Genomic DNA, 23,751 nt, shown 5'->3' on the forward strand with positions numbered 1-23,751 from the left:
GCCGCGCAGCGGCCTCAAAACCCTCCGCGACTCCGCGTCTCCGCGCGAACCAAAAATCACCCCGGCGTCTGCTTGCCCAGATAACGGCTCAGCACCGCATTGGTCCCCCGGAACTTCGCCCGCTCCGGGTTCATCGCCTCATAGACCACGGCGTTTTCCAGCACGCGCTGCACATAGTTGCGCGTCTCGAAAATCGGGATCTGCTCGATCCAGCGCAGCATGTCCGCGCCCGGCATCCGCGGGTCGCCATTGGCGCGGACCCATTTGTTCACATTGCCCGGCCCGGCATTATAGGCCGCCACCGCCAGCGGATAGCTGCCGCCATAATAGTCCAGCATTCGCTGGAAATAGCCCGACCCCAGCATGATGTTGTAACTTGGATCGTTCAGCGAGGCGGGTGCGTAGCTCATGCCCATCTTGCTCGCCTGCTCGCGCGCGGTGCCGGGCATCAACTGCATGAGGCCGCGAGCGCCCGCATGGGACACGATCTGCTTGTCGAACTGGCTTTCCTGCCGCGCGATGGCGTGGATCATGGTCCAGCTATATTGGGCTTGCGCCGGCACGGGCACGCGCGGGAAGGCGCTCTGGCCGTAACCGCTCAGGCCGCTGGACACGGCGCGGCGGCCGACCATCACGCCCATGTCGGGACGGCCGATCTTCTGCGCCAGTTCGGCCGCCAGATAATGGTCGGTGTCGCTATCGGCATTGTTGGCGATGGCGCGGGCGAATTTGCTCTGATCCTCCCAATAACCCATCTGGCCCAGCGCCTGCACCGCGCGCACCACCGTCCGATTGTCGAACGCGGCGCGCTCGGCCGCAGAAATCGGCACCGGCCGCTCGACCGTGGCGGGGGCGGGGATCGTTCGGCCCAGCCGCTCCAGCGCCAGTTGCCCGTAAAACTGGTCGGGATAGACGCCCGCCTGATTGAAATAGCTGTTGGCGCTGGCCGCGTCACCGGACTGGAGCGCGGCGCGACCGGCCCAATAATAGCCCTTTGACTTGGTCTGGGGCGATTTGGCCGCATCGGCATAGCGGCGGAACATCGTCACCGCGTCGGTCGGGCGATTGAGGTTGTAGAAGGCGGTGCTGCCCGCCAGCCAGGCCAGGCTGGTATAATCGTCGCGCACGCCGATCGGTTGGTCGCTGACGTCTGCGCCGGGCGGCACCGCATCGTCGATCTTGCTGGCGATGCCGTAGGCGAAGCTCCACTGGCTGTCGTTGGCGGCGGCGCGGGCTTGCCCCAGCAGGACTTCGTAAAATTCCTCCGGCTTGCTCGGCCGGTAGGTGACGGCGTTGCGGTTCGCCAGATATTGCCGTGCCGCGACCCAATTGCCGCTGTCGCGCAACCACACCGCCTTGTCGGCGATGAAGCCCGCATCGCTTGCGCCCATGGCTTCGGCCGCTTGCATCAGCATCGCCGCGTCGGGCGCCTTGCGCCGGAACGCGATTCGCGCCTGGAACACCGGCCGCCGGGCGGGACTGACATAGGCGATCATCCGCGCCGCGCCATTGCTGTCATTGGCCCAGAGCAGCGCATCGGCGCGCTGGTCATGATCCGCGGGCGTCAGGGTGGAGCCGAACAGCGACAGCAGCCGCGCCTCGTCGGTGGGGCTGAGCGATCCGCCGACCCAGGCGTTGCGGGCGGCGATCCGGGCTTCGTCCATCCGGCCGAGCTGCATCAGCGCCACGGCGTTGCGGGCATGACCGGTCGCGGTGCGCGCCGGGAAGCGTGCGAAGAAGCCCGCCACCTGGCTGGGATCGAAACTGTCGGGATTGATCCCCGTCTCCGCCAGCCGCCGCATTCGGTCCTCGCCCGGCCAGCCGGGATTGGCGACGATGAAGCTGGCATAGGTGGAAAAGCCCAGGCCATCGCTCTGTTGCAGCGCGCGCCACTGGCTGATCGTGCTTGCGATGCCGCCATCCTGCGCCACGCCGATCCGGCCCTGCGCCTGTTGCCAGGGGCTGGGGCCCCCTAACCCCTGACCGTCCTGCGCGGGCAGCGGCTGCACGACCGGCCCCTGCGTCGGATATTCGGGCGGCACGCGCTGGACCGTCTCGGTCTGGGCGCCGGCGCCGGCGGTCATGAGCAACAGGGCGATGATGGGCATGCGGATCAGATAACTTTCGACATGGGTTGTGGCGCGCATGCTGGACATAATCGCAATTGCATCCTTATCAGGCCCTGAATGACGCGCTATAGCGCCCGGCTCGAATGATCATGCCCCGGCCGCCCGGAGATTTGAAGGAGTTTAATCATGTTTTCGGGCTCGATTCCGGCTCTGGTGACCCCGTTTCGCGACGGGCTGGTCGATGAGGCGGCGTTTCGCGCGCTGGTGGACTGGCAGATAGCGGAAGGATCCAGCGCGCTCGTCCCCTGCGGCACCACCGGCGAAAGCGCCACGATGACGGTCGAGGAGCATAATCGCGTTATCGCCATCTGCGTCGATCAGGCCGCCGGGCGCGTGCCGGTGATCGCGGGTTGCGGGTCCAACGACACCCGAATCGCGCTGGAACATATGTATGCGGCGCAGGGCGCTGGCGCGAACGCCGCGCTGGTCGTCGCGCCTTATTATAACAAGCCTAATCAGGATGGCGTCTATCAGCATTTCGCCTGGCTGGCCGAACGCTGCGACCTGCCGATCGTCCTCTATAACGTGCCCGGCCGCACCATCACCGACATCGGCGTGCCGGTCATGTATCGTCTGGCCGAGGAATATCAGTCGATCGTCGGGATCAAGGACGCGACCGGAAATCTGGGGCGGGTCACCGCCCAGCGGCTGGCTTGCGGTCCCGACTTCTGCCAGCTTTCGGGCAATGACGAAACGGCGCTGGGTTTCAACGCGATGGGCGGCAAGGGGTGCATCAGCGTCACCGCCAATGTCGCGCCGCGTCTGTGCGCCGATTTCCAGGCGGCCTGCGCAGCGCATGATTGGGATGGCGCCCTGGCGTTGCAGGATCGTCTCTATCCCCTGCACGACGCCCTGTTCAGCGATTCTTCACCCGGCCCGGTTAAATATGCGCTCACGCGCGTTCGCGCAGATATGCCCAGCGACGTCCGCCTGCCGATCACCTGGCCGTCGGAATCGAGCCGGGCCGCGGTCGATCGCGCGCTGGAAATTGCGGGCCTGGTGTAAAGTTGCGGCTGGTGGCCCATATGATGTGGCCCCCTTTGATGAAATGAGTAGTTAGACAGTCATGGCCCGCCCCCGTCCCGCAACCTTCGACAAGAAGAAGATCGTCGCCGAAAACCGGCGCGCGCGCTTCGACTATTTCATCGAGGACGTGTTCGAGGCCGGCATCGCCCTGCAGGGGACCGAGGTGAAGGCCCTGCGCGGGGGCGAGGGCAATATCGCCGAAAGCTATGCCGAGGTGAAGGGCAACCAGGTGTTTCTGGTGAACAGCAACATCCCCGAATATAGCCATGGCAACCGCGAGAATCACGAGCCCAAGCGGCCGCGCAAGCTGTTGCTGCACGAGCGCGAGATCGAGAAGATGCACAGCGCCGTGTCGCGCAAGGGCATGACTTTGGTGCCGCTGATGATCTATTTCAACAGCACCGGCCGCGCCAAGATCGAGCTGGCGCTGGCCAAGGGCAAGCAGAATCACGACAAGCGCGAGACGATCAAGGATCGTGACTGGAAGCGCGACCAGCAGCGCATCATGCGGGACAAGGGCTGATGAGCCGCCTGACCCGCTGGTGGCACGCCAATTGCCCGACCCGCGAATCGCTGGAACAGAGCCGCGTCCTGGCCCCCGTCGCCCATCGCGTGTTGGAACCCTCGCTCTGGCGCTTCACCCGCCGGTCGGTGCCGCGCGGCGTGGCGCTGGGCCTGTTCGTTGGCATCTTCCTGCTGATCCCCGGCGTGCAGATCGCCGGCGCGGCGTTGCTGGCGCTGCCGTTCCGCGCCAATATCCCGGTCGCCGCCGCGATGACTTTCCTCTCCAATCCCGCCACCACGCCGCTGATCCTGATGGTGTCGGTCTGGCTGGGCAACTGGATGCTGGGCCGCAGCGCCGACGCGACCGGCTTCATGGCGCTGGTCGATGGCCATGCCACCGTCAGTCAGTGGACCACATGGCTCCTGTCCGAAGCGGCGCCCGCGATGCTGCTCGGCCTCTTCCTGATCTCGCTCGCCAGCGCCGTCATCGGCTATGTCATCGCAGACTGGTTCTGGCGCCGCCGCATGGGGCGGAAATGGCAGGCGCGCAAATTGAGGATTGGCAAGGTCCATCAAAGCGGCGCATTGGAGAAGGCCGCCGGCGTCTGATCGGCGGAACATTCAGGTCCAGTTTCGTGTCAGAGGTGTCGGGTTGAAAAGAGGTGAAGAGGCTTGGCTGATGCAGCCGCGCTCGCGCTTGGCGCTGCCGCTGCTGATCCTCGCCGCCCTGGCCTCCGCCGCGCTCGTCCTCTACGCGGTGGGCAGCTGGCCGCTCGCCGCCGGTTTCGCCGCGACGATCCTGACCGCAGCAGCGCTGCTGACCTGGTATCAGCATCTCTATCCGCCGCAGATTTCGGACCGGGAGGCTACGCCCGACTGGACCGTGGCCCGCGCCGCGGCCGATGCGTCGAGCATGGCGATCGCCGTCACCGACCGGGGCGGACGGCTGGTCTGCGCCAGCGACCTGTTCGGCGAATGGTTTCCCGGCTACCCGACCCCGCCCGGCGTCACTGCCGACGCGGCGCTCAACGACGCCCTCTCCGCCGCCGCCCGCGCCGCCTGGCGCGATGGCGAGGCCAGGCATGAGGGCGTGGCGCAGGGCGCGCTGCGCCTCGACGTCGATGTCGCCCGCACCGGCCGGTCGGAAGATTATCTGCTCTGGCGCTTTTCGCCGGTGCGGCAGCCCAGCGCGCTCGATGACGTCAACCGCTTCCTCACCGGGGAAGCGGGCCGCCAGCTTGGCGAAGCAGGCATCATGGCGGTGCTGATCGGCGGGGAGGGGCGCATCCGCGCCGCCAATGGCGCCTTCCTGCTGCGTGCCGCTGGGCGGATCGACGCCAATATCGTCGGGCGCGATTTCGCCACCCATATGCGGGTGGACGACAAGGGACGGCTGTTCCTGGCGCGCGAGGAGCAGGGCGGCCTGCCGCTGCGCCTGCTCCAGGTGCCGTTGAAGCGCGCGGCCCAGCCCAATGGCGCGCAAGCGTCGATGCAGGATGGGCCGATGCTCCTCCTGTTGATCGACGAGCCGGCGGGCGGCGGCGGCACGTCCGCGCTGTCCTATATCGAAACCCTGTTGTCGCTGCTGCCCTTCGGCCTCGCCATGGCCGATCGGGACGGGCGCGTCCTGTTCGTCAACAACGCCTTTGCGCGGGTCGCGGGATTGAAGTCTGGCGACAAGCCCAGTTATCCCGGCGATCTGGTCGTGCGGGAGGATCAGGCGGCGGTCGCCGACGCGGTGCGCCGCTTCGCCGTCGGCCCGCAAATGTCCGGCGACATCGCGGTGCGGATGCGCGACACGCCCGACGATCCGATCGCGCTCAGTCTGGCGGGGGTTCGCGGTCTGGGCGAAGCGGCGGTGCTGCTCAGCCTCAAGGACAATAGCGAGGAATCCAAGCTCAAGCGTCAGGTCGCGCAGGCGACCAAGATGCAGGCGATCGGCCAGCTCGCCGGCGGCGTCGCGCATGATTTCAACAATATCCTGACCGCCATCATCGGCCATTGCGACCTGATGCTGATGCGCCATACGCCGGGCGACAGCGACTATGACGATATCCAGCAGATCAAGTCGAACAGCAATCGCGCCGCGGGCCTGACCCGCCAACTGCTCGCCTTTTCGCGCCAGCAGACGTTGCGGCCGCAGATATTGCAGTTGCCCGATATCGTCGCCGACGTCTCCAATCTGCTCAAGCGCCTGCTGGGCGAAAATGTGAAGCTGGACGTCACCCATGGCCGCAATCTGGGCGCAATCCGCGCCGATCCGGGCCAGTTGGAACAGGTGATCGTCAATCTGGCGGTCAACGCCCGCGACGCCATGCCCGAAGGCGGCACCGTCAATATCCAGACCTACGCCGTGCCCGCGATCAAGGTGCGGGAAATGCGCCAGCAGATATTGCCGGTGGGCGATTACACCGCGCTGCGCGTGTCCGACACCGGCCTTGGCATTCCGCCAGACATTCTTGCGAAGATCTTCGAACCCTTCTTCACCACCAAGGAACTGGGCAAGGGCACGGGGCTGGGCCTCTCCACCGTCTATGGCATCGTCAAACAGTCGGGCGGCTATATCTTCGCCGAATCCGAACTGGGCCGCGGCGCCAGCTTCGTCATCTACCTGCCGGTCTATGCCGGCGCCGACGCGCAGCAGCCGGCCCCGGTGAAGGCGCCCGCGCCCCGCCCCGAAACCTGGGGCACCGGCACCGTGCTGCTGGTGGAGGACGAAGATATGGTCCGCGCCGTCGCCGAGCGCGCGCTGACGCGGCAGGGCTATAAGGTGCTGACCGCCAATGACGGCGAACAGGGGCTGGAGGTGCTGAACGGCCCGGAGAAGATCGACCTGCTCATCTCCGACGTCGTCATGCCCAATATGGACGGCCCCGCGATGGTCGCCCAGGCCCGCCGCGCCTATCCCGACCTGCCGGTGCTGTTCATGTCGGGCTATGCCGAGGAACAGCTGCGCAAATCGATCGACATCGCCAATGTCGCCTTCCTGCCAAAGCCTTTCTCGGTCAGCCAGTTGGCGGAGGCCGCACGCGACGCGCTGGCCATGCATCCGGCGCCAAAATGACCTTGCGCGGGATCAAGGTGAATATGCTGGGCAAGTGGGTGGTGATCGGTTAGCGAGTCGGCTGCATCAACGGGGATTACGCAGCATGTCGGACGGCAAGAGCATATTGATTGTCGAAGATGAAGCGATGATCGGCATGATGCTGGAGGATTATCTCGACGCGCTGGGTTATCGGCTGCACGCCGTTGCGGCCTCCGTCGACGAAGCCTGCGCCCATGCGCGCGAGGGCGGGTTCGACGCGGCGCTGGTCGACTGCAATCTCCAGGGTGAAAAAAGCTGGCCTGTGGCTGATATCCTGGTGGAGATGGACATTCCCTTCATCTTCGCGACCGGCGGCATGGCCGATGATCTGCCGCCCAGCCACGCCGATCGGCCGACCCTGGCCAAGCCTTTCACCATCGGGGCGGTCGAGCGTGCCTTGGGCAAGGTTTTGGGCGCATAAGCTTGGCTGGATTGCGGCGGGATAGGAAATTTCCGTTCCCCTCTTGTTCTTTAAGAACAAACAGGATACATCATCGTCCAGGCGCACGGAACCCATGCGTTCCGCTTGACAGAGGACTGGCCGATGACCGCAATGCTCTCACTCATCGATTCCAAGAAGAACGGGACAATGGACAGACAGAAAGCATTGGACGCGGCGCTCGCGCAGATCGACCGCGCCTTCGGCAAAGGCTCGGCCATGAAACTGGGCAGCCGCGAGAAGCTGGAGATCGAAGCGATCTCTACCGGCTCGCTCGGCCTCGACATTGCGCTCGGCATCGGCGGCCTGCCCAAGGGCCGCATCATCGAGATTTACGGCCCGGAAAGTTCGGGCAAGACCACGCTGGCGCTCCATGCCATCGCCGAAGCGCAGAAGGCGGGCGGGACCGCCGCCTTCGTGGACGCGGAACATGCGCTCGATCCGGGCTATGCCAAGAAGCTGGGCGTCGATATCGACGAACTGATCGTGTCGCAGCCCGATACCGGCGAACAGGCGCTGGAGATCGTCGATACGCTGGTGCGCTCCAACGCGATCGACATATTGGTGATCGACTCCGTCGCGGCGTTGGTGCCGCGCGCGGAAATCGAGGGTGAGATGGGCGACAGCCATGTCGGCCTACAGGCGCGCCTCATGTCCCAGGCGTTGCGCAAACTGACCGGCTCGATCTCGCGCTCCAAATGCATGGTGATCTTCATCAACCAGGTGCGCATGAAGATCGGCGTGATGTATGGCAACCCGGAAACCACGACCGGCGGCAACGCGCTCAAATTCTACGCCTCGGTCCGCCTCGACATCCGGCGCACCGGCCAGATCAAGGATCGCGACGATATCGTCGGCAACGCGACCCGCGTGAAAGTGGTCAAGAACAAGGTCGCCCCGCCCTTCAAGCAGGTCGAATTCGACATCATGTATGGCGAAGGCATCTCCAAGATCGGCGAAATTCTCGACCTCGGCGTCAAGGCCGGGATCGTGGAGAAGTCGGGCGCCTGGTTCTCCTACGACTCGATCCGCATCGGTCAGGGCCGTGAAAATTCCAAGACTTTCCTCAAGGAACATCCCGAACTGGCGGACAAGCTGGAAAACGCCATCCGCGGTAAGACCGAAGAAGTCGCCGAAAAGATGATCACCGGACCCGATGCGGAGGATGATGGCGAATAAGCCCTGAAACAACCCCGGCCGGATCAGCCGGGGCGCGGTTCACCGGCTCTCGCTCGCCTTGCGCATCACGCTCTGAAAAGGCCCGCCGCGTCCGCGCGCGACGGGCCTTTTACCGTGACCGCGCAGACGAAAGGGGGACGTGCCCTCGCTTCCGTCATCTCCCGGCACATGAATTCCGTCCAGGCGGCGGAACATAAAGCGCAGGCAGGTTTTTCAGGCCAGGCCATCTGGCCACCGCTATATCAATCCACCAAGGCGGCCCCATTCTGCTTGTCCCATTCTGCGGCCGTTCAAGACTTCTTGCTAACGCCGTGCAGCCTCCCGATGCTGTCCCGGACGCGCCGATTCGACCCGTCCCCTCTCACACCGGAACCCATTCCATGCGCGTCGCCATTGAAGCGATCCTCGACTATGACTTTGCCGAACCGACCGACGTGCTGCTCGCGGTCGAGGCGGCCGGGCTGCCCGACCAGCGGGTCGTTTCCCAGTCGCACATCATCGACAATGCCGGGCCGCTGACCAACAAGGTAGGCGGCAGCGGCATCGGCCGCCGCACCTGGACCCGCACCGGCACCGGCCGGATGCTCAGCACCTATCGCGCCACGGTGGAGGTCGATCGCGCGCCAGTCGATATCGCCAACCTCTCCAAAAGCCCGCTGCCCAGCCTGCCCGAAGAGGTGCTGCCCTTCATCTGGCCCAGCCGCTATTGCGAGGCCGACCGTTTCGGCAGCTTCGTCAGCAGCCATTTCCCGGATATGGAGGGCGGTGCGCTGGTGCAGGCGCTGGTCGATTGGGTGCACGAGAATCTCGTCTATGTACCGGGCAGTTCGGACATTACGACCACTGCGGCCGACACCTTCGTCGCCCAGCAGGGCGTCTGCCGCGATTTCGCCCATCTGACCGCCGCGCTGATCCGATCGCGCGACATTCCCGCCCGGCTGGTATCGGTCTATGCGCTGGGCCTTGATCCGCCGGACTTCCATGCGGTGGTCGAAGTCTGGCTCGACGGCGCCTGGCGCATCGTCGATTCTACCGGCCTCGCGCCGGTCGAAACCATGGTCCGCATCGCCGTCGGCCGCGACGCCACCGACATCGCCTTCATGACCGTCTTCGGCGGCGCGATGATGAACGCCCAGTCGATCACGGTAACGGCAGCATAGACCGTCCGCTCGCCTCGGCCATCGGGTCGAAAGGCGGTTATATATTTGAAAAAGATATGCCTGTTAGGGACCGGGCATGAGCAACGAACGCCAATTGACGGGCAACGCCGGCGTCCATCATGTCGCGCGCGAACTGTCGCGACATGGTTGGAACGTGATGCTCACCGTCCACAACGCCCGCAGGGCCGACCTCTACGCCGTCTCGCAATGTGAGCGGATCGTTCATCCCATTCAGGTAAAGGCCCATAGCGCCAGGCCCAACGATGTGCGCCTGGGGCTTCAGCCCGAAGCGATCGTTACGCCATGGTGGGTCTTAGTTGCGGACGCGCTATCGCGCAGCCCAACTTGCTATCTCCTGTCACTGGACGAAATCCGGCAACATATGGTGCGTGATCCGGGAACCCGCTCCGGCAAGCCGGAAGCGCAGCGCGCCTTCTGGTTCGATCGACGCTTCTACACGCCCGCCAGCGATCGCGAACTGCTCGATGCGCGTGAAGCATGGACAAGGCTGGGTGTCCCCCGGACGCTGACCTGATCAACGGCGACCGTCGCTTCACCTCGGCGGTCTTCCGTCGCGCTACGCTCAATAGTCCTTCGAATAGCGCAGGTTTGCCGACGACCCGGCATTGGTGCCGGTCTTCGACAACAGGCTCAGCGTTTTCGACAGCGCGATCTCCAACTGGGTGGCGGTAAAGCCCTTGGAGTCGGTGATGACCTCCACATAGATATTGTTGGAGATATGCTGGCCGACTGCGAGCGAGGTGCCGCGCCCGGTCGTGTCGTCGCCGCCAACGATGCCGATCCGGTCGATGCCCGACGCGCCCTGCAACTTGCCCATCGGGTTCAATCCGCCGCTGCCGCCACGCAAGCCGTTGAGCGCCGCCGCCAGTTGCACCGCCTGCATCGGCGAGAGGTTGGCGACATTGTCGCCGAACAATATGCGCGAGAGAATTTCGTCCTGCGGCAAGGTGGGCGTGGAGATGAAGGCTATGTCCGGCTGCTGCGCCGACCCCGTCACTTGGATGCCCGCGGTCACCGTGTCGATCCGGGTCTGCGCCTTGATCGCCAGGATGGGATTGAACATCGGCCCGTTGAAGGTGATCAAGCCCTGTTCCAGATCGAACTGGTGACCCGAAAAGCTGTAGCGGCCGCGGATCGATTCGATCCTGCCGACGACGCGCGGATTGGCGGTCGTTCCGGTGACGCGCATGTTGGTCTTCCATTCGGAATCCAGCCCCATGCCGGTGACGTAGATTTCGTTGTCCGCCTTCACCCGGATATCCAGCTTCCAGTCGGCGGGCTTGGCCGCCGCCTTGCGCGCCGCCAGTCGCTGGTCGAGCGCGTCGCCGCCTGCGCCCTTGCGCCGCACGCCGGCAAGCTGGCGGATCTCGGTCCCGCCCTGCCAGGCGACCTTGTACCGGGTTTCGGGCAGGTTCAGGTCGCCCTTGATCAGGCCACCATTGGCCGGGCTGTTGCTGATATTGATGGTCCCGCTGACGACGCTGGTGATCGCTTCGCTGCGCGCCAGCCGCGCGCGGTTCAACTTGACCGCGATATCCATCGGGAAGCCGCTCGCGGCGGCCAGCCCGATATTGCCCGACGCCTGCACCGTACCCTCGCCCGCCCGGCCGGAGAAATCGCGTATCTCCAGATGATCGTTGGTGAAGCGCCCATCCAGCTTCATCTGGGTAACGCGCGTGCCGAACGTCTCATTCTCATAGGTCAGCGCATTGGCGCGCACCACGCCGTTCAGCAGCGGATCGCTCAGCCGTCCGCTGAAATCGGCCGCAACGGCCAGGCCGCCGGTCAACTGCTGATCGGCCAGCCCGGCGAAGGAGAACAGGACATCGGCCGGCCCGGCATAGCGGATGCCGCCGCCCAGCGGCGCATTCTGCAACTGCTCGGCCCAGCTTGCGCCCGCGCCCGGCGGCGCCAGCGTGGCGGTGAAGCGGCCCAGCGTGCTGCTGCCTTCGCGAATCAGGCCGCGCAGGTCGCCACCGGCCGAAGACAGCTTGCCTTCGACATTCATCGACACCGGGTCGGACACGGCGGTCAGGCTGGAGCGGCGGAAATCGTTGATCGCCAACCGGGTGGTTGCGGTCGGGAAGGCGCTGCCCTTTTGCGCATAGTCCAGTGTGCCGGTCATTCGGCCGCCAATGCCAAGGCCGGGCGCGGCCATATTGGCGATGGCGAGGTCGAAATCCTTGAACCGCGCCTGCGCCACGGTTGTGTCGCCGAAGCGCCCGGCCAGATCGACCTTGCCCTGCGGCAGCACCAAAGTCGCCGGTTCCAGGCGATAGCCGCCCGGCTCGCTGCGGATGATGGCCGGCTGGGCCAGGCGGAAGTCGATGTTCGCCGCCTTGCCCTGCAACGCCACGGCATAGAGGTTGGGGCGCAGCGCGGCGTTGGCGGCGATCGAGAAGGGCACGCCGCTGGAGCCGTCGGCGACCAGTTGCGCGCGTCCGCGTCCGCCCTGATAGTCGATCCGCGCCCGCGCCTTTCGCACCACATAGGCGCCATAGGCGGCGTTGGCGATCTGCGCGTCGGCCTTGATCTGGGGCTGATCGGTCAGCAGCATGGAGGCGGTGACGATCGCCCGGCCGATCACGACATCGGCCTCGCCCGGCAGTTTGGCGTTGCTGGCGGTGGCGTTGACGTCCACGCCCTGCACCTTGCCCACGGCGGCCAGCCGGATCGCGCCGGTGATGCCGGAGCCGTTCATGGCGAGCTGCCCGGTGAAGGGGCCGGCGGTGCTTTGCTGGATGCGGCCGTTCATGTCGACCCCGGCGAAGCGCGCCTTGGTGACGTCGATGGTCAGCGGGCCTTTCGCCGTGCGGATCAACACATTGGCGAAGAATGGCCCATAGGGCGACCCGCCGGTGGCTTCGAGCCGGTATCCTGCCGCCTCGCCATTCAGCTTGGCCACCACGTCGGTCAGTTGCACGCCGACATTGGGCCGCGCCGCGCGCAACACCGCCTGCGGCCGTTCCATCGTGCCCCGCACGGTCAGCGCGAGCGGCCCATATTGTTTGGAGGACGCCGTCGCATCGAACGCGACCTGCCCGTCGGTGTCATAGCTGCCGGAGCCACTGTGGATCGTGAAGTTGGGCGCTGCGCCTTTCAGGCCGGCGAGGGTGAACTTGCCCTCCGGCGTCATGCCGATCTTGCCGCTGGCGACCGCATTGCCGCCCAGGAAATCGCGGACCGAGGCATTCTCCCAGCGCGCGGTGCGCACGCCGAAGCGGCCCGACAGGCCAAAGCCGCCCTTGGGGCCGGGCACCAGTTCGACATCGGTATTGAGGTTGACGATGCCGACTCCGTCGATCTTATAATCGTTGACCCGACCTTTGAGCGCCCCGCGATAGAGCGCATTGTCGAGGTCGGCCAGCACGATGGCGGTGGCGTCCACCCGGTCGCTGTCGATCTTCAGATTGTCGCTGATCAGCTTGCCTGCGGCATAGGCGAAATCGCCCTTCACCCGCAGATTTTGCAGCAGGCCGCCCGCTGCGGCATTGAGGCCGGTGACGCGGGTGGCGGTGGCGCTGATCGGAATGCGGATGCGATCGCTGTCGATCACCGCCCGGCCGCTGGCCTTCAGATTCTCGATGCCGGTGGCGTCGAACGCCAGGCTCTTGGCGGTAATGTCATAATCGATGAACGGCGTCGCCATCGGCCCGTCGAGGATGATGGAGGCGCGCACGTCACGACCCTTCACCTTCTCCATGATCGCGCCGGGCGTCAGCAGCGCGGCGTTGATCCTGAGCGCGCTGAACTGGCTTTTGCCGAGGTCGATCAGCCCCTGCGCGTCGGCGCTCATGGCGGGCGAGCGCAACGTGCCCTTGATATTGACGCGCCGCTCGTTCAGCCCGGCGAACAGATCGACGTCCAGTTGCGGCGCGGTCAGGCGATCGACCGTGCCGGCGAAGACGAGGCCTGGACGCAACGGGCCTTTGGCGGTGAAATTGCCGTCCCGCGCCGACAAGACGATGTTGGCCAATTCACCTTTGGGCGAGGTCGCGACGACCCGCCCGTCCCACGCCTGCCATGTCCCCTTGCCGTCGAGCGTCGCGGTGACGCCGTCGGTCAGGCCGGTCATGGCGGCGATCACGCCGCCCTTGGGCGCGGTCAGCGTGCCGCTCATCGCCAGGCGGTTCTGGTCGGGCACAGCGTCCAGCTTCGCCTGCAGCCGGTCGCCGCTGTCGACGACCGCATCGGCGGACAGGATGGCCCGGCCATCGGCAATATGGGTGACGCCGTCGATCGCGATCTCGCGCTTCTGGCCGATCACCGGCTTGGCCAGGATGAACTTGCCGATCTTCATCCGGTCGACGTCGATGTCCAGGTCGGGCAGGATCGGGGCGTTGGGATCGCTGGCGACGACGTTGAACTGCGGGCTGCGCGCCAGCACGACCAGCGGCGTTTCCAGCAGGCTGACCGAGATATGATTATTCACGTAGCGGAACGGGCGCCAGATCACATGCACCTTTGGGCTGACTGCGAACACGCCCTTGGGATCGCGCAGCACCAGATCGTGGATCGTCATGTCGCTGTAGATCGACCCGTCGATCCGCCCGACCTCGATCTTCATGCCGGATTCCATCTGGAGCGCGGCGATCTGCTGGATCAGGAATTTCTTGCCCGGCTGGGTATTGAGGCCCAACAGCAGCCCGCCGGCCAACAGCCCCAGCGCGATGACGAGGCCGACGACGCCGATCGCGATCTTTTGCCACAGCGGACGCTTTTCGCGGATGACGATCGTCTGGGTCGCGTCGTCAACGGCGGGCATGATGTCGTCCTGCGCCATCAGAAAGCCTGCCCGATGCCGATGTAGAGGGCGAATTTAGACTCGCCGGGCTGCCGGTTGATCGGCATGGCGATGTCCGCGCGGAACGGACCGAAATTGGTATAGAAGCGGCCGCCCAGGCCGACGCCGTAGCGCATGTCGGAAAATTGCGGCATGGAGCTTTCATAGACCTGACCGGCGTCCACGAAGGCGACGACGCCATAATTGCCGAAGCGATAACGCCCCTCGACCGCAAATTCATTGACCGACCGGCCGCCGATCGGATCGTTGTTCGCGTCCTTCGGCCCCAGCTCCTGATAGCCGAAACCGCGTACCGATCCGCCGCCGCCCGCATAGATGCGCCGCGATGGCGCGACATCGCCGCGGCTGACCCCGGTGATGGTGCCGACCTTGGCCCGTCCCGCAATGACCAAGTTGTCCGACACCGGATAATAGCCGGTCAGGTCGAAACTAGCGCGCAGATAGGGCGAGAAATTCCCCTGCAACGACCCTTCCGGTTCGGCGCGCAGATTGGCGCGGAAGCCCTTGGTCGGGTTGAGCAGGTCGTTGGAGCGATCATAGCCGATCTGCACCGGCAGACCGCCGATGAAATAGGTGCGCCGCGTCTTGTCCGCGGTGGCCGGGTCGATCACCACCTGCTCGTTGGTCAGCAGGATTTCCGCGCCATAGCTATAGGTCCAGCGCTTCTGGAAGATCGGCGTCGATTGGCGCGCCCAGCCGATGTTGAGCCCGGCGGTGAATGCTTCATAGGCGTCGTAATTTTGATGGTTGAGCGTGATGCCGGTCTGGAACGTCTTGTCGCGCTTCCCCGCATTGGACCGGCGGAAGGTCGCCGATGCGCCCTGTTCCTGCGTGCCTGCGATCGCGCCCAGGATCAGCGCGCCTTCTGGCGGAAACAGATTGCGATGAGTCCATGTCGCCTCGGCGCGGAAGCCCTGGCCGGTGCCATAGCCCGCTTCGCCCGCCAGCGTGCGGGGTGGCCCGGCTTCCTGCTCGACGGCCAGATCGACATATTCGGTGCCGTCCGGCCCCGCCTCGCCGGTCTGCACCGGCTCCACCGACACGCTGGAAAATAGCGACGTCGCGACCAGCGCCTTGCGCAGATCGTCCACCTTGCGGCTGTCATAGAGTTCGCCCGGCTTGTAGCGCTTGATGACCTCCATATGATCGGCGCCAAACGCCTGTTTGTCGCCGCTGGTGATGATCTTGCGGAACGTGCCGCGCGGGCCGGTATCCACCGGCAGCGTATAGTCGCCCGTTACTGTCGCGGGATCGAGCAATATGTCGCGGTCCCCGACCTTTGCGAAAGGATAGCCATTTTCGGGCAGCTTCAACGCGATATTGGCCTCCGCGCCTTCGACCAGGGTCGCGACGATATAATCGCCGGTCTTGAGCGGCAGGCTGTCGCGGACCAGGCCGGGCGGCACCGTCGGCCCGGCATTGATGACGATGTCGCCGATCTTGTAGCGTTTGCCCGGCGTTACGGAGATCACCGCCTTCAGCGTCCCGTCACCGGCCTGGTCCAGGCTGGCGAGCGCCGTCGCGTCATAATAGCCCTGCGAATAGAAGAGGCGCGTCGCGAGCTTCTCATCCTCCTGCGCGCGCGCCTGCACCATGGCTGCGGTTTCAGCCTTGCCCTTGCCGTCGATCAGCGCGGATTCGGCGCGGAATTCGTCCTCCAGACCCGTCTTGCCAAAGCCTTCTATGCTGGTGGCGTAGCGTATGTCGGGCTGCTTCGCGTTGGCATTATTATTGTCCGCGACATTGGTCGGCACGGTCACGCTGTCGAGCGGCGGCAGCGGCTGGGCCAGTTCCTGTTCCTCGGCTGGATCGATCGCCGGCGGCAATTCGGTTGGCGCGTTCGATGACTGCGGCATCTGCTGGTCGATCCAGCTCTCGATCGAGGGCAGGGGCGCGTCGGGATTGGCCTGGTCCGGAGTCCCTGCCTTGGGCAACCGCGCCTCGAACTGGTCGTCGGGCAGGATCGGCTCTTCGCCCTGGGTCGCTTCATAAGGAAGGCTGGGATCGGGTACGGGCGTCGACTGGGCTTGGGCCATCAGCGGCAGGGACGAGGCTGTCATCAGCGCCACGGCCATTATGCGCCGGACATGATATGCCTGTCGTCTCGTCATGAACCTACGATGCCCCCTTTGCACCGTGCATTCCACACGCGCGGTAAAGAGGCAATACGCTCAACAAGTTGCCTCGGTTCCACCTACAACAGGATTTGCCGCGCTTCCCACGGGACTCGCGGAAGGCTAGAGGCTTTGCATGACATTTGCGCTCAATATCTCGCGATCGATTTCGGGCCAGCCCTGGCGCTGGCGGGGCGGCAACGCCGACGGGCGCGACGCCACCTATCTGCCCGACGATCTGGTGACGCAATTGCTGCTGGCGCGGGGGTGTCCGCGCGACGCAGTCGAGGCGCACCGCAATCCCACCATCCGTCAGTTCATGCCCGACCCCAGCCTGTTCCGCGACATGGACGCCGCCGCCGATCGGCTGGCCGACGCGGTGCAGCGCGGCGAGGATGTCCGTATCTTCGGCGATTATGACGTCGACGGTGCGACCAGCGCGGCGCTGCTGATCCGGTTGCTGCGCGATCTGGGGCTGCACGCGAAACCCTATATCCCCGACCGTCTGATGGAAGGCTATGGCCCGTCGGGCGAGGCGCTGGTGCGGCTGGCGGGGGAGGGCGCGACCCTGATCGTCACCGTCGATTGCGGCGCGCAGGCGTTCGAGGCGCTGTCGATGGCCAGGGCGACCGGCGTCGATGTCGTCGTGGTCGATCATCATAAATGCTCGACCTCGCTGCCCGAAGCCTTTGCCCTGGTGAACCCCAACCGGCTGGACGAGAATGACGGCGCGGCGGTGCATGGCCATCTCGCCGCGGTCGGCGTCGCCTTCCTGCTCGGCGCGGCGCTGGTACGGGTCTTGCGGGCGCGGGGCTGGTTCGCCAGTCGCAGCGAGCCGGCGCTGATGGAGTTGCTCGATATCGTCGCGCTCGGCACGGTGGCGGACGTCGCGCAATTGAAGGGGCTCAACCGCGCCTTCGTGGCGCAGGGGCTGAAGGTGATGGCCAAGCGCCATAATATCGGCCTTGCCGCCCTGATCGACGCCAGCCGCCTGACCCGTGCGCCGCTGTGCCACGATCTGGGCTTCGCGCTCGGCCCGCGCATCAATGCGGGCGGTCGGGTCGGGCAGGCGGATCTGGGCGTGCGGTTGCTCACAACGGAAGACCCGGTGGAAGCGGCAAGCATCGCCGCGCAGCTCGACCAGTATAATGAGGAACGCCGCGCCATCGAATCGACGGTGCAGGAACAGGCCGAAGCCTTGCTGGCCGCGCAGGGCAATCGCGCCGTGGCGGTCATATCCGGCCAGGGCTGGCACCCCGGCGTCATCGGCATCGTTGCGGGCCGGATCAAGGAAAAGGCCGGCCGGCCCGCCATCGTCATCGCCATCGATGAAGACGGCATGGGCAAGGGGTCGGGCCGCTCCGTCTCCGGGGTGGACCTGGGCGCGGCGGTGATGGCGGCCAAGGATAGCGGCCTGCTCGTCGCGGGCGGCGGCCATGCCATGGCGGCGGGGCTGACGGTCGCGGCCGACCGGATCGACGCGCTTGCCGACTATCTTGACGACCGGCTGTCCGCCGCCGTCGCCGGCGCGCGCGACAACCGGGCGCTGCTGATCGACGCGGTGCTCGCCCCGGCCGGGGTGAACCCGGACTTCGTCGCGGCGATCGAGCAGGGCGGGCCCTATGGCGCGGGCTGGCCTGCTCCGCTGATCGCCGCAGGGCCTATGCGCGTTATCAAGGCCGATGTCGTGGGCAACGGCCATTTGCGCGCGATCATGAGCGGGGAGGACGGCCGGTCGATCAAGACGATCGCCTTCCGCCAGGCCGAAACCGATCTGGGCCAGGCGATATTGGGCGCGCCGCGCGACCGCAAATTGTGGGTCGCGGGCAAGGCCAAGATCGATGACTGGGGCAGCCGCCCGGCCGCCGAACTGCATCTGGAGGACGCCGCCTGGGCGGATTAAGCAGGATTGTCATTTTCTTGCCTTTTGGGGGTTGACCCTTTTGCCGTCCCCGCCTAATTGCGCCCTCGCTTCGCAGCGCTGCCCGGTCAGTCGCTGCATGAGGTCCCATCGTCTAACGGTTAGGACACTGCCCTTTCACGGCAGCGATACGGGTTCGAATCCCGTTGGGATCACCACCTCCGCTCCGGCGGAGGGGCTTTTCACCTCCCTTCATCGACAAATCCTTCGCCCAGCGGTTGCGGGGTGCGTGCGTCGGCTTTAGCCTTGGACGCCCGCCGTCCTTGCCGAGTATATGTTGCCCGATGCGTTCTTGTGTCTTGTGCGTCCTTGGTTTGATCCTCGGCCTGTGGCCTGTCCTCTCCGTCGCGCTGCCGGCCAATCAGCCCACCCCCGGCTTCACCCGCGTCGCGATCGAAACCTCGGCCGGCACGATCACCGTCGCGGTGGACCAGAAGCGGGCGCCGCGCACCTCGGCCAATTTCCTGACCTATGTCGATGACGGCCGCTTCGACGGCGTCACCTTCTATCGGGCGGCGCGGCGCAAGAGCGATCCCCATTATGGCCTGATCCAGGGCGGGATCGACACCGACGCCCGTCGCTCGCTGCCGCCGATCCCGCATGAGCCGACCAGCCGGACCGGCATCCTGCATCGCGATGCGACCCTTTCCATGGCGCGGCCCAACCGGCCCAATTCGGCGATGGGCAATTTCTTCATCACCATCGGTGCGACGCCCAACATGGACGCGCGCGGCGACTATATCGGCTATGCCGCCTTCGGCCATGTCGTCGGTGGCATGGATGTGGTGCGCAAAATTCTGTCGGTGCCGACCTGTTGCGGGTCGGGGCCGATGCGCGGGCAGATGATCGTAAGCCGATCCGCATCCTGCGCGCCCGGCGACTGGACGGCGCGCCCAAGCCCACGCGCGGGGTGAAGCCGTGGCTGATCGGCCTCAACAAACGGACAGCGAAGTAGACATCTCTACGCGAACACCGCCCGATCGCGCACCCATCGCCTGCCGCCCTCGCGCGGCGGCCGGGCCTGAACCCTCTTCCACGCCTGTTCGTGGAAGAAGAAGGCGACGGCGTTGATCACCGGCTCCACCAGCGCGATTCCGCCGGCGAGCGCGATCGACCCGGTCATGGCATAGGCGACGGTGAAGCCAACGGTCAGGTGGATGGACAGATAGGTGCCGGTCTTGATGAGGTCGAGCGACATGGGCGTCTCCTTGGTCGCGACCTAGTTAAGAGTCGTTCGCAACAACGGCCAATGGCTTTTTCCGCTGGCTCTGATCGCCCCGGACGATCAGGCTGCCGCGATCAGGACGGCGACGGAGGAGAGGGCGCATGGCTGGACGGATCAGGGTGGGCATTGGCGGCTGGGTCTACGAGCCGTGGCGCGGGAATTTCTACCCGGTGGGACTGCGGCAGAAGGACGAGTTGGCCTATGTCGGCGAACATCTGACCGCGACCGAGATCAACGCGACTTATTATAGCAGCCAGAAGCCCGCGACCTTTGCCGGCTGGGCGAAGGCGGTGCCGGACGGCTTCCGGTTTGCGGTCAAGGCGTCGCGCTATTGCACCAATCGCAAGCTGCTGGCGCAGGCGGGTGATTCCATCGCCAAGTTCACCAGCCAGGGGATCGCCGAACTTGGCGACCGGCTGGGGCCGATCCTGTGGCAGTTCATGCCGACCAAGCGCTTCGACCCGGACGATTTCGGCGCCTTCCTGCACTTACTGCCGCCGAGCGTCGATGGCGTGCCGCTGCGCCATGCGCTGGAGGTACGGCATGAGAGTTTCGACGACCCGGCCTTTCTGGCGATGGTGCGCGACGCCGGGGCGGCGGTCGTGCTGGCGGACCATGACGACTATCCCGCGATCGCCGGCCAAGATGTCGGCTTTGCCTATATGCGGCTGATGCGGACGCAGGCGGACGAGGCGACCGGCTATCCGCCTGCGGCGATCGCGGACTGGGCCGGGCGGGCCAGGGCGGCCGCAGGGCAGGGCGATGTCTTCGCCTTCTTCATTAGCGGCGCCAAGGAGCGCAACCCGGCGGCGGCGCAGGCGATGATCGTGGCTTTGCAGTAACAGGCCTGTTGCATTTAGTGCAATCGGTATGCCGTGCTTTGCGATTGTTACAAGAATATGACGGGCTTATTGGCCCGCTCACACCCAGATGGGTGACAATTCTTGCAAAGATGGAGCAAAATATGCGGCAGGCCTTTCAGGGCGCTGTGCTGGCCATTGCGGTCGGCGTTCAGATGCTGACTTTCTATTCGGTGCTATATGCCTGATTGCGCGTTGCGCGCGCATTGCATCCGACTCGTCAGGATGCGAAAAGGCCGCTCCCGGTTTGACCGGAGCGGCCTTTTTATTTGCTCTCTATTTGGCGATGTCGTGAACCGATCGCGGGCGATCATCAGCCCTCCGCCAGCCAGCCCGCGAGCAGATAGGCCACGACGCCGATCGGTCCCAATGCGCAGAGCGTCAGCAGGACCAGTCCGACGCGGAGCAGCGTCACGTCCAGTCCGGTGCGGTTGGCGACGCCGGCGCATACGCCCATAATCTTGCCGTTGTTGCGGTCGAGGGTGAAGCTGTTGCTCATCTGTCTGGCCTTCTGCTGAAATGATGGGAAGGGCGCGCGCGATCAGGCGATCGGCGACACCGGGATCGCCGCGCTGACGAACAGGCTGGCGACGATGAAAGCGCCGATAAGGGCGACAGCGGCGTGCTGGATCTTGGCGATGGACATGGTGGATACTCCCTGATGTGATGGCCGGATCATTCCGACCTTGATGCCCACAGGAGTTGCAGATGCCGTGCCAGTTTCGATTTTTGGCGGAAATCCCAGATTCTTTGCCAATAAGGCATCATGCTAGGCTGGCGAATAGACTCGCTATTGGGATATTTTCCCGCAGGTTGGTGAAATATGCCTGACGCTGTGGCGGGACCTGCTTTTTTATTCGTGTATGGCACGCTGCGGGCTGCCTTTGACGGGGAGATGGCGCGCTGGTTGCGGCAGGTGGCGCGGCTGGTCGGCCCGGCTACGGTCGGCGGCGCGCTCTACCGGGTCGCCGACTATCCGGGGCTGGTGGCCGGGCCGACGGGCAGGGTGCGGGGCGACCTCTTCGCACTGAGCGACGCCGCGGCGATCCTGGTCGTGCTGGACGATTATGAGGAATGCGCGCCCCATCACCCCCAGCCCCATGAATATCGCCGCGAGGCGATGACGGTGCAGGCGGCGGACGGGCCGGTGGAGGCCTGGGTCTATCTCTACACGCGCGACACAGCTGGCCTGCCCCCTGTCGCCGATGGCGACTTCCTGTCTTGCGCGCAGACCCCGGACGACTAGTCTGCCGCGTCGGGGGATGCACAGGAGACAGGCGCCGATGACGACCGATCGCAAAGAGGATGACGCGGCCCCCGTGGAGCGGCTGGCGGAAGACCGCAACTGGGTCGGCACCACCGGCTTCCAGCGTCGGCACATATTGGCGGGCGGAGCCTTCGCGGCCGGTTTCGCCGCCGCCTGCCGCCCCATCGCCAGCAGCGCGGTGCAGACCTCCGCCGAAGGGCTGACGGAAGAGAATGTCTCGATTCCCGCCAGCGACGGCTTTGCCATGCCCGCCTTCGTCGCGCGCCCGGCGGGCGGCAAGGCCGCGCCCGTCATCGCCGTGGTGCATGAGATTTTCGGCGTGCATGAATGGATTCGCGACATCTGCCGCCGCTTCGCCAAGGCGGGCTATTACGCCATCGCGCCCGACCTGTTCGCCCGCCACGGCGACGCGACCAAGGTCGCTGATTTCAAGCAATTGATCGGCACCATCGTGTCCAAAGCACCCGACGCGCAGGTGCTGGCCGATATCGACACCACCTATGGCTGGGCCGGAAAACATGGCGGCGATGCGACGCGGCGCGGCATCACCGGCTTCTGCTGGGGCGGGCGGGTCGTCTGGCTCTATGCCGCGCATAGCGCCGATCTGGATGCGGGCGTCGCTTATTATGGGCGGCTGGTGACGGACAAGACGCCCTTGCAGCCGCTGAGCGCGATCGAGGAGGTCGGCAAGCTCAAGGCGTCGGTGCTGGGCCAATATGGCGCACTGGACAAGGGCATACCGCTGACGGACGTGGAGGCGATGCGCGCGGCGCTGGTCAAGGCGGGCAAGTCCCCGCCCGACGCCATCACCGTCCATGAGGGCGCGGACCATGGCTTCATGGCCGATTATCGCCCCAGCTATAACGAAGCCGCCGCCAAGGCCGCGTGGGACGCGACGCTCGATTGGTTTGGAACATATGTGAAGCGGTGAGAAAAACCGGGCTCCTGTGTTCGCAGGAGCCCGGCCATGTTATTTCTGCTTCATCGCCTCGACCGCGGCGAGCGTGGTCTTCACATGCTCGGCATAGTTCATTTCGCTATGGACGAAGGCCACCCGGCCCGACGGCGCGATGACATAGGAGGTGCGATCGGTCATGCCCGGCCGCATCTTGAGCGCCACGTCATAGCCGGTCACGATCGTCGGCCCGGCCGACGCCACGGCGAACTTGCCCGCGCATTCCTTGGTCGAAAAGGCGACGAGATCGTCCACGGGGTCGGCCGACATGCCGATGACCGTCGCGCCGGCCGCCTTGAACTTGTCGATATTCTCGGCAAATTCGCGCGCTTCGGCCGAACAGCCCGGCGTGAACGCCTTGGGGAAGAAATAGAGCACCACCGGCCCGCGCTTCAACTGGTGCGACAGGGTCAGGGTGAAGGTCTTGCCCGCCTGCGCGCCGCGGGTGGTGAAGTCGGGCGCCTTGGCGCCGACGGCAAGGGCGGCCATCGCGCCGCTGGAACTCAGGGCGGCGGCGGCGAGGAGAAGAGACAGGCGCTTCATAGGTCGGTTCCTTGGGTCGGACGGTGATCGGGCTGTTCCCATAATTCGATCGCATTGCCCTCCGGATCATGAATGCGGGCGAAACGGCCGAGGACGGGATCGTCCCATTCGGGCTTGGTGATGATCGCAACGCCTGCGGCGCGCAAGCGGTCCAGAAGGGAATCGAGATCGGACACGCGGAAATTCAGCATGAAGGCCTTGTCGGCGGCGAAATAGTCGCTGTCCGCCTTGAACGGGGCGAACACCATCGGCCCGCCGCGCGGCTGCCAGATCCATTCATTGGGCGTGTCCGCCGGATCGACCACGCAGCCGCCGCCGACATTCAGGTGGGTGCGATACCACGCCCCCAGCGCATCGGGATCGCGCGCGCGAAAGAACAGGCCTCCCATTCCCAGCACCGGCATGGCATCGACTCCCCATTATGTGAACGCCCGGACGCTATCATGCGGGCAGGGCCGAGTCATGCATGGGAACCGGCGGCGCGCTGGCCGGTTCCTCCTTACATGCGGAAATCATGTC

19 protein-coding genes, 1 tRNA gene and 1 pseudogene are annotated in these 23,751 nt (G+C 65.4%); 14 read left to right on the forward strand and 7 right to left on the reverse strand.

The genetic code is table 11. From position 1 onward, the window contains the following. Positions 1–56 precede the first annotated feature (56 nt). The gene (locus sphantq_RS11530; RefSeq protein WP_443021558.1) at positions 57–2,108 is read right to left on the reverse strand and encodes a transglycosylase SLT domain-containing protein; all 2,052 of its coding nucleotides are present in this window, start codon (positions 2,106–2,108) and stop codon (positions 57–59) included. A 147-nt stretch (positions 2,109–2,255) separates the two neighbouring features. Here sphantq_RS11530 and dapA point away from each other — a divergent pair, with 147 nt between their 5' ends. The 8 genes from dapA (at position 2,256) to sphantq_RS11570 (ending at position 10,057) form a co-directional block, all read left to right on the forward strand. Then, positions 2,256–3,134 (forward strand): 4-hydroxy-tetrahydrodipicolinate synthase, encoded by an 879-nt coding sequence (gene dapA / locus sphantq_RS11535; RefSeq protein WP_066599514.1) that lies wholly within the window; start codon positions 2,256–2,258, stop codon positions 3,132–3,134. A 61-nt stretch (positions 3,135–3,195) separates the two neighbouring features. Next, complete coding sequence (gene smpB, locus sphantq_RS11540; RefSeq protein ID WP_066599515.1) at positions 3,196–3,678, forward strand: SsrA-binding protein SmpB; 483 nt, start codon at positions 3,196–3,198, stop codon at positions 3,676–3,678. Beyond that, on the forward strand, positions 3,675–4,268 hold the full coding sequence (locus tag sphantq_RS11545; RefSeq protein ID WP_066599516.1) for a DUF2062 domain-containing protein: 594 nt from the start codon (positions 3,675–3,677) through the stop codon (positions 4,266–4,268). The genes smpB and sphantq_RS11545 overlap by 4 nt, the downstream gene beginning before the upstream one ends. Positions 4,269–4,338: 70 nt before the next feature. After that, positions 4,339–6,723, forward strand: coding sequence for a hybrid sensor histidine kinase/response regulator (locus tag sphantq_RS11550; RefSeq protein ID WP_272798559.1), 2,385 nt, complete (start codon positions 4,339–4,341; stop codon positions 6,721–6,723). A gap of 85 nt (positions 6,724–6,808) precedes the next feature. Further along, the gene (locus sphantq_RS11555) at positions 6,809–7,165 is read left to right on the forward strand and encodes a response regulator (RefSeq protein ID WP_066599520.1); all 357 of its coding nucleotides are present in this window, start codon (positions 6,809–6,811) and stop codon (positions 7,163–7,165) included. Positions 7,166–7,288: 123 nt separating this feature from the next. Beyond that, positions 7,289–8,362, forward strand: coding sequence for a recombinase RecA (gene recA, locus sphantq_RS11560; protein ID WP_066599522.1), 1,074 nt, complete (start codon positions 7,289–7,291; stop codon positions 8,360–8,362). A gap of 380 nt (positions 8,363–8,742) precedes the next feature. Next, complete coding sequence (locus tag sphantq_RS11565) at positions 8,743–9,522, forward strand: transglutaminase-like domain-containing protein (RefSeq protein ID WP_066599525.1); 780 nt, start codon at positions 8,743–8,745, stop codon at positions 9,520–9,522. Between the two features lie 76 nt (positions 9,523–9,598). After that, positions 9,599–10,057, forward strand: a complete 459-nt coding sequence (locus sphantq_RS11570) for a hypothetical protein (protein WP_272798560.1) — start codon at positions 9,599–9,601, stop codon at positions 10,055–10,057. A gap of 48 nt (positions 10,058–10,105) precedes the next feature. Here sphantq_RS11570 and sphantq_RS11575 read toward each other — a convergent pair whose 3' ends face one another. After that, entirely contained in the window at positions 10,106–14,326 is a 4,221-nt protein-coding gene (locus tag sphantq_RS11575; protein WP_272798561.1) for a translocation/assembly module TamB domain-containing protein, read from the reverse strand. Beyond that, positions 14,326–16,458 carry an autotransporter assembly complex protein TamA gene (locus sphantq_RS11580; RefSeq protein ID WP_272798562.1) on the reverse strand — a complete coding sequence of 711 codons (2,133 nt, stop codon included), beginning with the start codon at positions 16,456–16,458 and terminating at the stop codon, positions 14,326–14,328. The genes sphantq_RS11575 and sphantq_RS11580 overlap by 1 nt, the downstream gene beginning before the upstream one ends. Positions 16,459–16,597: 139 nt before the next feature. Here sphantq_RS11580 and recJ point away from each other — a divergent pair, with 139 nt between their 5' ends. The 3 genes and pseudogenes from recJ (at position 16,598) to sphantq_RS11595 (ending at position 19,337) form a co-directional block, all read left to right on the forward strand. Then, positions 16,598–18,364, forward strand: coding sequence for a single-stranded-DNA-specific exonuclease RecJ (gene recJ, locus sphantq_RS11585; protein ID WP_272798563.1), 1,767 nt, complete (start codon positions 16,598–16,600; stop codon positions 18,362–18,364). A 101-nt stretch (positions 18,365–18,465) separates the two neighbouring features. Continuing rightward, a tRNA-Glu gene (locus sphantq_RS11590) sits at positions 18,466–18,540 on the forward strand. A 126-nt stretch (positions 18,541–18,666) separates the two neighbouring features. Further along, a pseudogene (locus sphantq_RS11595) lies at positions 18,667–19,337 on the forward strand (peptidylprolyl isomerase). Positions 19,338–19,343: 6 nt separating this feature from the next. Here sphantq_RS11595 and sphantq_RS11600 read toward each other — a convergent pair. Then, positions 19,344–19,580, reverse strand: coding sequence for a DUF2061 domain-containing protein (locus sphantq_RS11600; RefSeq protein ID WP_066599540.1), 237 nt, complete (start codon positions 19,578–19,580; stop codon positions 19,344–19,346). A 128-nt stretch (positions 19,581–19,708) separates the two neighbouring features. Between sphantq_RS11600 and sphantq_RS11605 the strand changes: the two genes are divergently transcribed. Beyond that, positions 19,709–20,449, forward strand: coding sequence for a DUF72 domain-containing protein (locus sphantq_RS11605; RefSeq protein WP_272798564.1), 741 nt, complete (start codon positions 19,709–19,711; stop codon positions 20,447–20,449). Positions 20,450–20,780: 331 nt separating this feature from the next. Here the strand turns inward: sphantq_RS11605 and sphantq_RS11610 are convergent, their stop codons facing one another. Further along, positions 20,781–20,966 carry a PspC domain-containing protein gene (locus tag sphantq_RS11610; protein WP_066599544.1) on the reverse strand — a complete coding sequence of 62 codons (186 nt, stop codon included), beginning with the start codon at positions 20,964–20,966 and terminating at the stop codon, positions 20,781–20,783. A 324-nt stretch (positions 20,967–21,290) separates the two neighbouring features. Here sphantq_RS11610 and sphantq_RS11615 point away from each other — a divergent pair, with 324 nt between their 5' ends. Further along, positions 21,291–21,713 (forward strand): gamma-glutamylcyclotransferase family protein, encoded by a 423-nt coding sequence (locus sphantq_RS11615; RefSeq protein ID WP_129925670.1) that lies wholly within the window; start codon positions 21,291–21,293, stop codon positions 21,711–21,713. 37 nt (positions 21,714–21,750) lie between these two features. Then, entirely contained in the window at positions 21,751–22,665 is a 915-nt protein-coding gene (locus sphantq_RS11620; RefSeq protein WP_272798565.1) for a dienelactone hydrolase family protein, read from the forward strand. 39 nt (positions 22,666–22,704) lie between these two features. On the opposite strand, the gene sphantq_RS11625 is transcribed toward sphantq_RS11620, so the two are convergent. After that, the gene (locus tag sphantq_RS11625; RefSeq protein WP_272798566.1) at positions 22,705–23,232 is read right to left on the reverse strand and encodes a peroxiredoxin; all 528 of its coding nucleotides are present in this window, start codon (positions 23,230–23,232) and stop codon (positions 22,705–22,707) included. After that, positions 23,229–23,636 carry a VOC family protein gene (locus sphantq_RS11630; protein WP_066599553.1) on the reverse strand — a complete coding sequence of 136 codons (408 nt, stop codon included), beginning with the start codon at positions 23,634–23,636 and terminating at the stop codon, positions 23,229–23,231. The genes sphantq_RS11625 and sphantq_RS11630 overlap by 4 nt, the downstream gene beginning before the upstream one ends. Positions 23,637–23,751: the final 115 nt, after the last annotated feature.

Origin of the sequence: Sphingobium sp. AntQ-1, from assembly GCF_028538045.1 — a bacterium.
GTDB lineage: Bacteria > Pseudomonadota > Alphaproteobacteria > Sphingomonadales > Sphingomonadaceae > Sphingobium > Sphingobium cupriresistens.

What these genes read in the sequence shown, in the direction of transcription:
- sphantq_RS11530 (WP_443021558.1), bottom strand. Translation starts at nt 2,108, where the DNA reads ATGCCCATCATCGCCCTGTTGCTCATGACCGCCGGCGCCGGCGCCCAG.
- dapA (WP_066599514.1), top strand. Translation starts at nt 2,256, where the DNA reads ATGTTTTCGGGCTCGATTCCGGCTCTGGTGACCCCGTTTCGCGACGGG.
- smpB (WP_066599515.1), top strand. Translation starts at nt 3,196, where the DNA reads ATGGCCCGCCCCCGTCCCGCAACCTTCGACAAGAAGAAGATCGTCGCC.
- sphantq_RS11550 (WP_272798559.1), top strand. Translation starts at nt 4,339, where the DNA reads ATGCAGCCGCGCTCGCGCTTGGCGCTGCCGCTGCTGATCCTCGCCGCC.
- sphantq_RS11555 (WP_066599520.1), top strand. Translation starts at nt 6,809, where the DNA reads ATGTCGGACGGCAAGAGCATATTGATTGTCGAAGATGAAGCGATGATC.
- recA (WP_066599522.1), top strand. Translation starts at nt 7,289, where the DNA reads ATGACCGCAATGCTCTCACTCATCGATTCCAAGAAGAACGGGACAATG.
- sphantq_RS11565 (WP_066599525.1), top strand. Translation starts at nt 8,743, where the DNA reads ATGCGCGTCGCCATTGAAGCGATCCTCGACTATGACTTTGCCGAACCG.
- sphantq_RS11570 (WP_272798560.1), top strand. Translation starts at nt 9,599, where the DNA reads ATGAGCAACGAACGCCAATTGACGGGCAACGCCGGCGTCCATCATGTC.
- sphantq_RS11575 (WP_272798561.1), bottom strand. Translation starts at nt 14,326, where the DNA reads ATGGCGCAGGACGACATCATGCCCGCCGTTGACGACGCGACCCAGACG.
- sphantq_RS11580 (WP_272798562.1), bottom strand. Translation starts at nt 16,458, where the DNA reads ATGACGAGACGACAGGCATATCATGTCCGGCGCATAATGGCCGTGGCG.
- recJ (WP_272798563.1), top strand. Translation starts at nt 16,598, where the DNA reads ATGACATTTGCGCTCAATATCTCGCGATCGATTTCGGGCCAGCCCTGG.
- sphantq_RS11600 (WP_066599540.1), bottom strand. Translation starts at nt 19,580, where the DNA reads ATGTCGCTCGACCTCATCAAGACCGGCACCTATCTGTCCATCCACCTG.
- sphantq_RS11605 (WP_272798564.1), top strand. Translation starts at nt 19,709, where the DNA reads ATGGCTGGACGGATCAGGGTGGGCATTGGCGGCTGGGTCTACGAGCCG.
- sphantq_RS11610 (WP_066599544.1), bottom strand. Translation starts at nt 20,966, where the DNA reads ATGAGCAACAGCTTCACCCTCGACCGCAACAACGGCAAGATTATGGGC.
- sphantq_RS11615 (WP_129925670.1), top strand. Translation starts at nt 21,291, where the DNA reads ATGCCTGACGCTGTGGCGGGACCTGCTTTTTTATTCGTGTATGGCACG.
- sphantq_RS11620 (WP_272798565.1), top strand. Translation starts at nt 21,751, where the DNA reads ATGACGACCGATCGCAAAGAGGATGACGCGGCCCCCGTGGAGCGGCTG.
- sphantq_RS11625 (WP_272798566.1), bottom strand. Translation starts at nt 23,232, where the DNA reads ATGAAGCGCCTGTCTCTTCTCCTCGCCGCCGCCGCCCTGAGTTCCAGC.
- sphantq_RS11630 (WP_066599553.1), bottom strand. Translation starts at nt 23,636, where the DNA reads ATGCCGGTGCTGGGAATGGGAGGCCTGTTCTTTCGCGCGCGCGATCCC.